Below are 12826 nucleotides of genomic sequence, written 5' to 3' on the forward strand. Positions count from 1 at the left end.
GGTGTTGCTGGACGCAAGTTGATTGCAGCCGCGCAAGAGAAGCATTTTCACGCATCCAAAGCGTGCACACTGACAGCAATCCCGCTCTACCTACGGCAGCTTGATCGGTGAAATCGCGAAAGAAACCTCGCTTTTGGGTCCTGCCGGGATCGACCCGAATTCGGGCACCGCATCCTTCAGGATGGTCCTGATGGTGGCGCGATCGTCGCGTGCGATCGCCTGCTCCAGCGCCGCGATCCATTTGCGCAACGTCTGCATCGGCGGCTCGTTCGGCTGCGCGGCCATGATGCCGGCAACGCCGATCTCGCGGGTCGGCTCCTCGGTGGCGAACAGGATCTCGTGCAGGCGCTCGCCCGGCCGCATGCCCGTGAACACGATCTCGATGTCGTAGCCGGGCTGCAGTCCGGAAAGGCGGATCATGCGCTCGGCGAGATCGACGATCTTCACCGGCTGGCCCATGTTGAGCACGTAGACGGAGACGTCAGGACGGTGCGTTCCGAGCGCATGCGTGGCCGCGGTGATGACGAGATCGCAGGCCTCGCGGATGGTCATGAAGTAGCGGACCATGTCGGGATGCGTCACCGTCACCGGGCCGCCGGCCTCGATCTGGGCCTTGAATTTCGGAACCACCGAGCCGTTCGAAGCCAGCACGTTGCCGAACCGGACCGAGATCAGCCGCATCGGCGGCTTGGCGCCGTGCGCCCCGGCTGCGAGGTCGTGATCCAGCGCCTGGCAGTACATCTCCGCAAAACGCTTGGTCAGGCCGAGCATCGACACCGGCTCGATCGCCTTGTCGGTCGAAATCATCACCATGGCTTCGGCGCCGGCGGCAACGGCGGCATCCGCAACGTTGATCGAGCCGAAGATGTTGGTCTTGACGCCCTCGCTCCAGTCGCGTTCGAGGATCGGCACGTGCTTGAGCGCGGCGGCGTGGAACACGATGTCCGGCTTGAACCCGGCCATCAGGCGCATGATGCGCTCGCGGTCGCGGATGTCGGCGATCCGCCCTTCGACTTCGGCAGCCGCCCCTCGCGCGGCGAGCGCTTCCGTGATGGCATAGAGCGCGGGCTCGGAGTTTTCCACGATCAGGAGCCGCGCGGCGCCGAAGGCCACGACCCGCTCGCAGATCTCCGACCCGATCGAGCCGCCGCCGCCGGTGACGATCACCGCCTTGCCGTTGATCAGCGCTTCCAGGCGCGCATAGTCGATCGTCTCGCTCGGCCGCAGCAGGAGGTCCTCGACCGCGACGGCCGTAAGCCGCGGTGTATCGCCGCTCTCGAGCGAGGGCATCCGGTTGACGATCACACCCAGCTTGCGCGCCCGCATCAGGATCGATTCCGGACGCGCTTCCGGCTCGAATGCCGAGGGCGTCATGACGAGGCGCGCGATCGGCTTGTTGCGCTTGGCGAAATCGGCGACGACGTCCTCGACGTCGTCGATGCCGCCCAGCACCGGCACGTTGCGGATGAACTGACCCCGATCCGAGCTCGACGGCGACAGCACGCCGACCGGCCAGATGCGCTTGATCGCCCCGCTCTCGATGCCGCGCAGGAGCACCTCGGCATCCGCGGCGCGGCCGATCAGCAGCGTCGGCGCGGCCTCCTCGCCCCTGGCGTGACGCCGCACCCGCGTATAGCGGAAGTAGCGGTAGGTCATGCGCAGCGCGCTGAGGAAGGAGATCTCGAGGAACCAGTAGAGGACGATCGTCACCTTGCCGAGGAAGAAGGCGCCGCGGACGTTGGGGGCGACGAAGATGTAATCGAGCACCAGCAGGGCGACCGTCAGCACGGTCGCGACGCGGATGATGTTCAGCGCGTCAGGCAGCGAGATGAAGCGCCATTTCGTCGTGGTCAGGTTGAAGATGAAGAACACGACCACGCTGAAGGCGAGGAAGTAGGGCAGGATCTGGAACAGCAGCGGCAGGCGGTCGAAGAAGCCGTCGCCACCCTCGAATCGCAGATAGAAGGCGGCAAAAAGCGCCGCCGCGGTCGCCAGCAGGTCGTGGAGCGCGATTAGGAAATTGCGCAAGGTGAGATGCGAAAGACGCGTCATCCGCCGACCGATGAAACCCAGTTTGGAACAACCTGGCTGCGCTGATAGTCCATCTCGGCAGGACATGCTAGCGGGGATGTCGGTTATGACGAGAGGGGTAGCAGTCCTTCTGGGCTGATGCGCCATATCCGTTCACTCGAACAAGGAGGCAGCGCTTTGGGGGCGAGCTGTTCTTGAGCGAGCCACAAATCAGAACGGTCCTGGTGAAAGACGGCTCGCTTTCATTCAACTCGAGCAACGTAGAACCTGAGCGGTCTGAACGCGCCCTTGGTTTCGTTCGTGTGGCTGCCTTCGATCACACCTGCAATCGGCTCATTGGTTCTATGGCTCTCGCATTCGTATGAGGCGGTCGAGAACTGCATTTGGTTGGTGAAGTTCGGCGAGGCATCGCTGCGATCTCCTGCTGGGTAGGACTTGCGCACGATGTCCCCAGGCCGTACGCAGCGAGGCGTAGCGCAAGGTTCGGTCGTCTTCACGTGGGAAGGGCGGTCACGGTTCTTTCCGGATTCGTTAATTCTGCCTGCGCTCGGGCGAGGGCGGTCGCGATGGTCCCGTGCGCTCACTGGACTGATGCATGGGAAGCCTCCGCCGCTTGAGCTTCAAAGCTGATCGCGCCCGACTTGGATCGCTTGGCCTTGATCCCATGCCCGGCGGCCTCCTTGGCATCCTCTCGCACGAGCTTCTTCAGATCGGACTTCGCCGTCTCGTGCTCGCCGTGCGCCTCTCGGGTTCGTAGATAAGTGGCCGCCAGCTCCGCCCACTGATTGGAAGGGGACATGTCGACGACCCTAATTGCCTCCAGCCGCGGGCGCGGTGCCTCGATGTCGAACAGGGCAGGTGGCTCGCCGTTCTGGACGCACCGCCAGAACCTCTTCGGCAGTCAGGAGGAGATGTTGATACGGCGATCCGCGTGGATTTTGATCTCGACCCATTTGCCGCCGCCGGTGATGATGGAGAGAACGGCGCTGCGGGAAGCGGTGATCCACATGTTGTGCTGCAGCTGAGCCATGTGCTTCTCGGCGGCGGCTTCCTCCGTGAAGACCCAGGGCAGCATGAATTTGGCTTCGAATCCGCGCCGGTCTGCTCGACGGTCCCATCCAACGTTGCGGCCATCCACTTGTGGATGGGATGACGAACGCGCTTCTGGATGTCCTTGATCCTATGCCCGCTTGCGCGTTGATACTAGGCGCAATTCAGGACCTAGGTCACAGTTCCGAGCTGAACGATCAAATTGTCCGAGAGGTCCTGCGGCTCCGTTTCGCAGCGTTTTTCGCGCCAGAGGCGGATGAGCCTCTCTTGGTCATCCCCCATGATGATGCGAGCATCCGATCCGCCGATGAAATATCGCCGGTCGTTCCGCTTGAACCTGATGATTTGAATCTGTGGCTCGGCCTGGCCTTCACTCTCCACGCTACGCACGGGTATCTCCTATCTCAGAACAGCGGCGCTCTTCGCCGCACTGCCTGAAGCCCCGCGTCCGCGAGGCGAGATACCGGCGCTAAAATCGGCGTAGGCGCCCGGCCGACTCAGTAACGCTCCAATCGCCGGGGAATGCCAGTCGTTTCTGCAGCAACATTGTTGCTCATATCCCTTCCATGGTGGGCCAGTGAGCTTGGTGCGTTCGGCGATTTTTTTTAATCGCGATGGCTTCCTCAATGAGGACGATTGGCTATGCTTTTGATCCGGACAAGATCCGGTGTGGGTAGAAGGAGCCCAACAGGCCCTTGAAGGCAGGCAATGATTCCGGGTACTTCGCGTTTGTCGTAACGAACCAATCAGGAATTGCGAGAGGGTTTTATGTTCGCAATTTGCACGAATGGATGTCGCGTGAGATTGCAATCGTTGGTGCGTATTCGATGCATTTGAGTTCTGCCCCCCATCATCCCTGCGGCTTGATTGAGCGCTACTGTGTCCTCTGCAATTGTCGTAGGCCGCAGCCGGGGATGATTAGAGCTGCTTCAGCGGTACCCGGTGGATACGATGCTAGCTTCATGATCGGGGACAAGCAGACGGACCTTGCTGCGGCGCAGGCGGCCGGCATCGCAGCCTATCTGTTTGATGAGTCGAACCTCCACACCTTCATCGCCCCGCTGTTAGCGACTTGTCCCACGACCCTCCTCATCAATCACTGTCGCATCGCCGAGACGCGGGAACGTAGGATTTGTGCGTCGATTCTAGCTTGCAAAATCAAGGAGGGAAGTTGGCGTCAAAGCGACAAATCGAAACCAGCGAAGAGTACAGGCCCGCAAACAAGTTCTGGGAAAGCAATATCGAGCCGCAACGCTTATCGGCATGGTTTATCGCGTTGGGACGCTTCTGATGGTTCTGGTTTCGCCGTGTTCGATGCAGCTTTTGCGGAGGAGTTCATAGGCGCGGGTATGGAGATCGCGCTGCAAGATCTGGCTCAAGCCAGGAATTGGCAGGATCGCTTGCGAGCTGTCAGGATAGGTCTGATCTTGGCCGTGATTGAGCGCGCTGAACCGGAGCAAATGAGAGATGTATCGAGCTTGGAACGTTATGAGAAGGCTGCCCTGTCGCGGCAGCGGCGAATCAAACGCCTAAAGCGGAACAGCGGATAAGGACACAGGTTAGGAGGCAACCGTGCGGGCTCAACCTGGGGAACATTCGGGCCTGATTGTGTGATCTGTGCAGCACTGCTAATTTGGGATCCCTTGGAGGCTGCATGAACTGCATTTTCCCACTGCTGGCGGTCGCCATCACCATCGGCCTTTTTGTGTTCTACGCTGTCGTGAGGCAGAACTTGCGTCGATCCCGCCCCGCCGATGAGGTTCCTCAGTGGCCGGATTCGAACCTGAGATAGGTGCCTCGGCGACTAGCTCGGCATTGGTGGCGATTGGCCCTACAGCGTTAATCGGTCGCGATACTCAAATCCATCGGAAAAACGGAAATTTAGCTTGCACCGTCGGGCAAGGCAGTGGTTTATGGGGCCCGCAATGGAGCCCAGCTAATGGCCGACGAATGCAAGCCTTTATCCGATCTGCCGGAAGTCGCTAAGCTCAACCGAGAATTCCGAAGGAACTACGGGACGCTTCTCGGAGCGTTCCTGTATCTGCGTTCGATCAGCGCTGCCCGTGGACGGTCCTGGTTTTGGACCGCCTAGCTTTGGGCCGTTTGCTCCGCGGCGCTGGCGTGGCTGGGGAGACGGGGTGTCTTGCTATGAGCTGGAGGTGATTAGGCTGGAAGGCAATGGGCCGCTTGAGGTGAAGGATTTTTGCTGCGCTCCCGCAGCCGCGGAAAATGAAGGGCGGTGCAACCCAAAGACCACTTGGATTCTCAGGCCCTGCGGGAGAGTTCCTCAAGGGGCCGGTTAAACCACACCGCCGAAGTCGATGCCTTCCTTGGCGAGCTTCTCAGCCTCCTCAGCGGACGCGGTTGGCTTCGTATCCAGGTATTGATGCTCGGAAGCCGGCAGGATGGTGCGGATATTCTGGCCATCCGCCCGCGTGATGCGGGCAGTCCAGCGGCTATGGCCGTGCTCAACGCGCTGGATGTGATATTGCTTGTACGTAATCATGACTCTTTTAAACGCAACTGACTTTGGATGGCACCTCTTTTAGCTTAGAGGGATGCCGCCGCACAATAGCTCTTAAAATTGGGTTAACACCGCCGTCATGAAGCGCGTGTTCCGTCAGACCAAAGCTTCAAGGAAAACCCGCCGGCCTGGGAGCCAGCGGGAAATTACCTGAGATTGCGACCAGACTTGTGATCGCCCGCGGAGGTTAACCAACACGACCAGCGACGGTCAGTCGCGAATGTACATAGCGGATCGCGTTGGTGCGGTGACGATCTTCAACTTCGCGAAGACGCCCGGCCATAAAAGGCCGGGTCGGAGCCGCGCCGCCAAGCGCGTCCGTCGTTTCAGCGGCCATCTCTCGTCGCCAAACGAGTGATTCCTTGACCAAGGGAAGGCGGTCTAGCTCTGGTCCGGGTGATCAAACCCAGAGCCATCCCACCATGATTTGGCCAATTTTGTCTATCCCCTTTCGGAGCGCCTCGGCGCTTCCGCCATTTTCTTTGGGCCCATGCACGATCGCCTGCGTCCTATAGGACACACCCATCCGAGTTCCATTAGCCCCTTATCAATCAACGGTTGTCCGCTCTCGGTCCCTGGTGGTAGGAGCTGGAAACAATTACAAACGACGGGGCGCAATTTGAAACACGACCACCGGTCGGTTGGAATCGATTGCCTGCGGGCAGTCGCGATAATCTGGGTACTGCTTTATCACTTCGTGCCGATCTCCTTGTTTAATCGGGGGACTCACGGCGTTCTCCTCTTCTTCATCATCAGCGGGTACTGCATTTCGTTCAGCGCCGATACATCACGGTCCGCCTGGCACTTTTACTGCAAGCGCGTTGGCCGCTTGCTTCCGGCTCTCGTCGTCTGCGGCTTCCTGACGACTGCCTTCAAGCACGCTGCTCCAGAACTCATTGAGCCGTCCCGCTTGGTGTCGTGGCGCGACTACGCCTACACACTCGTTGCGCTCCCCACCCTCAACGTTCTCCGCATCGACTTTGCGCCGCCGGATTGGGCGTATTGGTCGTTGTTCGTGGAGTTTCAGTTCTATGCGCTTTGCGCAGCAATCCTTGCACTCGGCCTCCGCAAATTCCTCCTGCCTGCGGTCTGTGCCTACTGCCTGGCGCGCTTTGCTCTGTCGAGCCCGAGCACGTTTTACACAAACGACTTTTTCGCCTTCTTCATCGCAGGCCTAAGTGTCGCTTCTCTAGCCGGCGGCAATCCCAAGCAAGCGCTCTCTGGCTTGGCGACTGCGCTGTTCCTCGAATGCGCCCATCAATTTCTGCATTATCAGCAACCGTCTATTCCAATGGAAGGATGGCGGCTTCTGACGCTATCGCTTGGCACACTTGCCGTGTTTCTCGCCTCTCGATACGAAGCGCCGAAATTTCTGCGGCCTGCCGCCTTCATTGGCCTGATCAGCTATCCGCTCTACTTGATCCATCAGGACGTAGGCCACATGATCCTTCACGCGCTGCGCATCGGCGACGATCGGCCGATCGACCTACTCTTGCGGGCGGTAGCCCTGCCGGTTTTCCTTGGAATGATCGCCTGGCTGACATACTCCTTCATTGAGCGGCGGAGCGTCAAGCCGCTCACCACATTCCTGCAAAATCCGCTTCCTTCAAATGAACTCGCTCTGACGAAAGACGTCGCTACGGATTGAGGAAAGCGGTGTCGTCTTGCGGCGCGTTGATGTAGCTACTCGCCACGCGACTTTTCGGTGGATTGCCGATCTTGAACTGGAAATCAAGAGCGTGGAGAGGTTTCAAAACTGCCAAAGATTTCATTGGCGCGGACAACGGTCGAATTCTATCGCGTCCAAGATGCGCTGGGGAAGAACGCGCCTCGGTCGCGGCGGGTCAGAGTTCGCCAGCCGTCCTATTGCCCTCACCCTGCGGTTGCGGTGGTTGGGCGAGGGAGATGTTTGAGCTTAACCGACATCACCACGGATCATCATGGTTCGGCTATCCGGCCAACTCGGCATCCGGCTGGCGTTCTCGCCAATGGCTCTGCCAGAACGATGAATCGCGCGAACGGCCGAGAATTTGCAGCGGAGTTGCCTTGATCGCCATCCGCCAAATCCGATGATTAAGCGTGCTTTGATCGTACCGCCATTAGAAAATTCTCGCTTGGTTGAGAGGTCCAAAACTCTTGCCACCGCAACCCAACCTAAAACACCCCCTCGAAGCCGCGACCTTGACTCACTGCCGACGATCGACGCTGGTCTGTGGACCTCGGCGGCCGCACGAACGCATTCCAGTGTGAACGGCTGGTGAACGCCCCATTCAGGGGCGATTGCATGTTCGCGGCCCATGCTGCACGTAGTGGAAGTTGCTATCGTGGCTTTCGCTGTAGATTGATCAAGAGGGAGAGACACAGTGCTTATTCACACTGCAATACTGGCGCTGGCTGCCCTTGGACCGGTAGCGGGCGCGCCTGCCCAGGAAGCTCAATTCCAGCAAATTCAATTCCGAGGAAGAGACGGCGGATGCCCGCCAGGCTACGACTTCAACTTTTCGAACGGCCGCTGCTACCCGAATAACTATCACGCCCCCGGCACCTATAAGAGGCCGCTGCCCGATGACCCGCCATACGGCTATCGTTATCGACATCACCGATATGACGCCCCAGACTATGGGTACCGGCCACGGTACTATGACCGCTACTAAGAATTAGGATGGCCGATATTGCGGAAGGTCACGAATGCGGCCTTGGCCGAACTCGGAAGATATGCCGCTTCATAGTTCGACCAAGATCCATCGATCGCCGCTACGAAGGCATTCTTCAGCTTTATATGGCCGGCGTCGTCCGGGTGGATGCCGTCGAGGGGCCAATTCGGTGAACGCATGGAGGTTGCCAACCGCGACCAACGGGTTCGTGTGGTCGACCACCCCATAAGCCGGTGACAAAGCTAACCCGTACCACCTTCGCCGCGTCTGTTGCGGACGTGACCGCAATCCGCATCGCCGTTTGCGCTGTGACCCCAGCCTGGCTTTGAAGGTGGGGTGCGCCTTGATAAGCCCGCCGGGTAATCGCTCGAACAAGGCCATTTACGGCTTGAAGCGTATAATCCCTCGTCCTGCCCGCGCCGCTTCCGAAAAGCGGATCGTGCGTTTCACCTTGCCGTCGGTCGGTAATAGAACGTAGTCGAGCACCGTCTTGTTGTGCTCGGACAGCCTGATGGCGGCAATCCAGCCATCGGGAAGGCACGTCTCGCGCTCGATGCTCCAGTGCGGTGCATGGTTCGGTTTTCGCCCGGGTGTCCAACGGGCCGCCCTGACTGAAAGATAGGTTGTCCCGTTGACGCGCAGGCAATCGCTCCAGCCGCCCGAGCTGATCCGTCCGCCCGCTGCCTTAATCGCGGTCGCAGCCTGTTCGACAAGCCTTGCTCTTAGCTGTGACCAAACAGGACGCGAGTCGAGGAATTCATAATTCCGCTTCGGGGTGTAGCCGAGCAACCGATACAGATTTCGAAAATTGCCGAAGTGCGTTTGACAGGTCGCAGAGCAGGAAGTCCCGGCGTTCGATCGACAACGGCTGGCGTCAAATGGCCTTCTTTGAGAAGGGTTCGGCGCAACCGGACGATCATTTCCTCCTCCGAAAGATCGACGCGCCGCTCCTCGATAATCTTCCTGACGCTGAAGAAGACCTCGCAGGTTCGATGCAGCCCTCGCTTCTGACCCATTGTTCGGGACATCCTGCTGGCTCAAGGTCTTGCGCACGTGTCGAGGCCGCTCCCAGCTGGGCATAGCGAAAGGTGCGGTCGTCATCGCGCAGCCGGCGAGCGCATCATCCCATCAGGGTATTGTCCGGGTTTGTCAGTTTGGCTCGCGCCCAGGGCGGGCACGTCACCGCCTCCGGCGCACAGGCCGGCCAGTCCGAGGAAATTCACTCGCCCAAAGAATGCACCAGCAACGTAGTGGTGCCGGTGGACGCTTCGATGCGCGTGGTCTGGATGTTGGCGATCTCTTGCTCGCTCAGAGTCTTGCGCGCAGTATCGATGCCCGAGGCCAGCGAGGCGTGGAAGGTCCGATCCTAATTGCGCAGAGGCGTCTTCGACCAGGATTCGTGGAATTCGAAGCGTTTGGCGAGCTTTCTGCGCGAGCTCGGCGACGTCCATCGCCTATAAGCACGACCGGCAGCTCTAAAGCGCGTGCAGGTGTGGCTATAGCGGGTGCGTTGTCAACCAAAGCCTGCGGGCCACTTCTAACGGCTCGATGGCTAACCGCAACCACCACTCGACTTCGTTGCTTGCCCGATGCAGCTCCCGGTGATGGGCGCGGCAGAGCGGCACGGTGAATTCGTCGCTCACCTTCAGGCCAAGGCCCCTGGGCTGCGCGAACCGCAGATGGTGCGGATCGGACGGGCTCCGGCCACAAGCGAGGCAGGGCTGCTTGGCGACGAACCGCAGGTGTTCGCGATCGCGGCGCCGCTGCGGTTTTCCGACGCGAACCCAGCCGGCTGCGCCATCCTTGTCCGCCGCTTCCGGGCTTGGCGTGGACTGTTCGGAGGCTTGCAGCCGGGTGAGCCGCTCCTCGAGAGCTTCGCCAAGCCGCTGCGCCCCCTGGACTGTGAGTGTGTTCGCCTGCCGCCACACCCGCTGTGCCCAGCGGTCGATGTCCTCCACATTGGCAAGCGACTGAAGCTCGGCGAGCAGGCGCGCGGCCATCGCTTCAGAAGTTTTGGGTTCGGCTGCGGAGGCCGCGGCCTGACCGGCGGGGGCACGTTTCGTTTCTACGCGCCAGGGCGCGTTGGCTTTGGCCGTGGACAGAGGCGAGCCAGGCGGGGCCACTCCGGGAGGAGATCCTAATTCATCAGCCGGCGGGTTGGATCCGGGCCTGATGGCAAGATCCGGTGCGTCGAAATCATCTTCGCCGGCGATCCCGATCAACGTGAACAGCGCGTACCGCCGCGCGTAGGTCAGCGCAGCGCCCATCCGATGTGGCGCGGCGATGTCGGCGATGGTGCAGACCGGCCAGTCTGACGCAATCCATTCGCCTGAGCTGTGGAGCAGGGCGGTGGTGAGCCGGATCAGCCCGCTCTCCGGCTCAAGCGCCGTGGCCTGCACCGTGGCAATCTCCTGTTTGCTCAAGCTCTTGCGCACAATCTCAAGTCCGCGCGCCAACGAGGCATAGCGGAAGGTGTGGCATTCGCCGTTGGGGAAGGGCCCAGGCAGGGTCGCCGTTAGCAACTTTTCCGGGTTTTCCAGCTCGGCCTGTGCGCGGGCGAGCGCGGCGGCGACCTGATTGATGCTCTGGCTTGATCGATACATGGTTCTGTGTCGGTTAGCTTAAGGCGATGCGGTAAGCGGTTTTGCGCTTCGGCCGCAGCGCCCACCGTTCGGCCCAACAACCGAGACGGGGCCGTGGCGTCCTCAGGCGCCAGCTAGGGACGCCCGGTCAGCTCAAAGCTGATCGCGCCGGATTTCGACCGCTTGGCACGTACCCCGTGGCCGGTTGCTTCTCGGGCATCTTCCGGCACGAGGGCCTTCAGTTCGCTTTTCGCCCGCTCATGGTCAATCGCGGCGTCGCGCGTGCGGCGAAACACCTCCGCCAAAGCAGCCCAGGCGTTGGAGGCGCTCATGTCCACCGCGCGCACCGCTTGCAGGCGCGCTCTCGGCGGCTCGATGCCGAACAGCCGGGGCGGCTCTCCGCTCTCCACACAACGCCAGAATTTTTTCTCAGCAGTCAACAGCAGGTGCTGGTAGAGAGGATCTGCGCCGACCGTCATCTCCACCCACTTGCCGCCGCCGGTAATGACCGACAACACCGCCGTCCGCGATGCCGTCACCCACATGTTGTGCTGCAGCTGCGACATGTGCTTTTCCACCGCGAGCTCTTCCGAAAAATTCCACGGCAGCATAAATTTGGCCTCGAACACCGCGCCCGTGGCTTCGATTCGGCCGTCGAGCGTGGCGGCCATCCAGCGGTGAAGTGGATGGAAGAACTGCCGCTGCACCTCGCTCACCTTGTGCCCGGTGTGGGTCTCGTACCAGTGCCGGTTGAGGGGCTCGGTGACCGAGCCGAGCCGCACTACCAGGTCATTGGCTAAGTCTTGGGGTTCCCGTTCGCCGCGCTTCTCCTGCCACAGCCTCAGCAAGGCGGCCTCATCGACGCCCATGATGATCTTTGCGTCCGAGCCGCCGATGAAAGCGCGGCGGCTTGGCGGAAATGCTCGGCTATCCATCACATCCTCCATAAATATCTTTTTTAAACAGAAACGATCTTATCAGACAGTAACGATAAATCAATCTTTTTTCGACAGAAACACCGAAAACAATGCCATGGTGACATGCCGATGATCACGCCGGAGCAATGCCGGGCCGCGCGAGGATTGCTGGACTGGAGCCAGCAACGATTGGCCGACGAGGCACAGGTCGGGATTGTCACCGTCCGCCAGCTCGAGGCCGGTTTCACTCAGCCGCGGCGCGCGACGCTGATTGTGGTGCGGCGAACCCTCGAGGCGGCCGGCGTCGAGTTCATCGACGAGAATGGCCGCGGCGTGGGTGTCAAGCTGCGCAGTGGTCGCCGCGATCCCGGGTGAGGAGTTTTGAACCGGCTCAACTGGTCAGGAGCGCCGCCGGCCAGCCGTGCTCGCGCTTGCGAGGTTGGGATCGAGCGCCAATTCGGCGCGCAAGCGGGCAAACGTCAATCGATATCGCTCAAGAGATTCCGCAGATTGAACCGAGTTCTCAAAAGAGTCCGCCTGATCGTGTGGGGCGCTGGGTCCAAAATAGTCCGGGGCAGCGCTGGCTGGAATGGGCTTCAGCTTAGGGTGGAAATACGGCGCGATCTTTGCGGCGATCTTGACGCGTGTCATTGGCGGGAGACGCTCATCATTCATGAACTCGAGCAGGCGTGCGAGCGGATCGGGAGCCGCGAACTCTTTTCCCATCATCGTTGGCGGTATGAATGGGCGAAAGCTGACAGCTTTGGTGGATGATTGGCCCCATCGCGTCGGTAAGGACGCCTTCGGCAGGGCCGGTTTCGGTAATGACGGCTTGGGCAAGGAAGGGTTCGGCTTCGTTGACGACCGTTTCGGCAATGTTCGCTTCGGCAATAATCGCTTCGGCACCAGGTCCTCCCGACAGCGCGTCTCGTGCTGTTGCTGCCCTCTGTTAGTTGGGTTGAATTTCCGAGGATGCCAATTTTTTTTAACGAAATCCCTTGCGCGCCGGGTTTTTTCAGCTACGTGAGGATTCCTGTCCCTGCTATTTTTTCCTGTTTGACCTCGGAC

Annotated in this window: 11 protein-coding genes and 1 pseudogene; 3 read left to right on the plus strand and 9 right to left on the minus strand. The window is 60.4% G+C overall.

The window, feature by feature from the left end; genetic code table 11:
* Positions 1–90: 90 nt before the first annotated feature.
* From GGD67_RS28795 to GGD67_RS28810, 3 genes and pseudogenes are all read right to left on the minus strand, one after another.
* A complete protein-coding gene (locus GGD67_RS28795; protein ID WP_179737654.1) occupies positions 91–2052 on the minus strand; it encodes an SDR family NAD(P)-dependent oxidoreductase in 1962 nt (653 codons plus the stop codon).
* A 221-nt stretch (positions 2053–2273) separates the two neighbouring features.
* Positions 2274–2474: a hypothetical protein gene (locus GGD67_RS28800; RefSeq protein ID WP_179737560.1), complete on the minus strand. Its 201-nt coding sequence runs from the start codon at positions 2472–2474 to the stop codon at positions 2274–2276.
* Between the two features lie 137 nt (positions 2475–2611).
* Positions 2612–3426: pseudogene (locus tag GGD67_RS28810) on the minus strand (YqaJ viral recombinase family protein).
* 569 nt (positions 3427–3995) lie between these two features.
* On the opposite strand from GGD67_RS28810, the gene GGD67_RS39555 reads away from it, so the two are divergent.
* Complete coding sequence (locus tag GGD67_RS39555; protein ID WP_246790881.1) at positions 3996–4631, plus strand: hypothetical protein; 636 nt, start codon at positions 3996–3998, stop codon at positions 4629–4631.
* 749 nt (positions 4632–5380) lie between these two features.
* Here the strand turns inward: GGD67_RS39555 and GGD67_RS28820 are convergent.
* On the minus strand, positions 5381–5587 hold the full coding sequence (locus tag GGD67_RS28820) for a hypothetical protein (RefSeq protein ID WP_179737656.1): 207 nt from the start codon (positions 5585–5587) through the stop codon (positions 5381–5383).
* 637 nt (positions 5588–6224) lie between these two features.
* On the opposite strand from GGD67_RS28820, the gene GGD67_RS28825 reads away from it, so the two are divergent.
* Positions 6225–7253: an acyltransferase gene (locus GGD67_RS28825; protein WP_179737658.1), complete on the plus strand. Its 1029-nt coding sequence runs from the start codon at positions 6225–6227 to the stop codon at positions 7251–7253.
* 1002 nt (positions 7254–8255) lie between these two features.
* On the opposite strand, the gene GGD67_RS28830 is transcribed toward GGD67_RS28825, so the two are convergent.
* The 4 genes from GGD67_RS28830 to GGD67_RS28845 form a co-directional block, all read right to left on the minus strand.
* Entirely contained in the window at positions 8256–8438 is a 183-nt protein-coding gene (locus GGD67_RS28830) for a hypothetical protein (protein WP_179737660.1), read from the minus strand.
* Positions 8439–8640: 202 nt separating this feature from the next.
* Positions 8641–9312, minus strand: coding sequence for a hypothetical protein (locus GGD67_RS28835; RefSeq protein WP_179737662.1), 672 nt, complete (start codon positions 9310–9312; stop codon positions 8641–8643).
* A 443-nt stretch (positions 9313–9755) separates the two neighbouring features.
* Positions 9756–10862, minus strand: coding sequence for an ERF family protein (locus tag GGD67_RS28840; protein WP_179737665.1), 1107 nt, complete (start codon positions 10860–10862; stop codon positions 9756–9758).
* A 113-nt stretch (positions 10863–10975) separates the two neighbouring features.
* Positions 10976–11776 carry a YqaJ viral recombinase family protein gene (locus GGD67_RS28845; RefSeq protein WP_179737666.1) on the minus strand — a complete coding sequence of 267 codons (801 nt, stop codon included), beginning with the start codon at positions 11774–11776 and terminating at the stop codon, positions 10976–10978.
* Positions 11777–11887: 111 nt separating this feature from the next.
* On the opposite strand from GGD67_RS28845, the gene GGD67_RS28850 reads away from it, so the two are divergent.
* On the plus strand, positions 11888–12133 hold the full coding sequence (locus tag GGD67_RS28850; RefSeq protein WP_038949003.1) for a helix-turn-helix domain-containing protein: 246 nt from the start codon (positions 11888–11890) through the stop codon (positions 12131–12133).
* Between the two features lie 24 nt (positions 12134–12157).
* Here the strand turns inward: GGD67_RS28850 and GGD67_RS28855 are convergent, their stop codons facing one another.
* Positions 12158–12664, minus strand: a complete 507-nt coding sequence (locus GGD67_RS28855; RefSeq protein WP_179737668.1) for a hypothetical protein — start codon at positions 12662–12664, stop codon at positions 12158–12160.
* Positions 12665–12826 lie beyond the last annotated feature (162 nt).

It is taken from the genome of Bradyrhizobium sp. IAR9 (genome assembly GCF_013408065.1).
Lineage (GTDB): Bacteria > Pseudomonadota > Alphaproteobacteria > Rhizobiales > Xanthobacteraceae > Bradyrhizobium.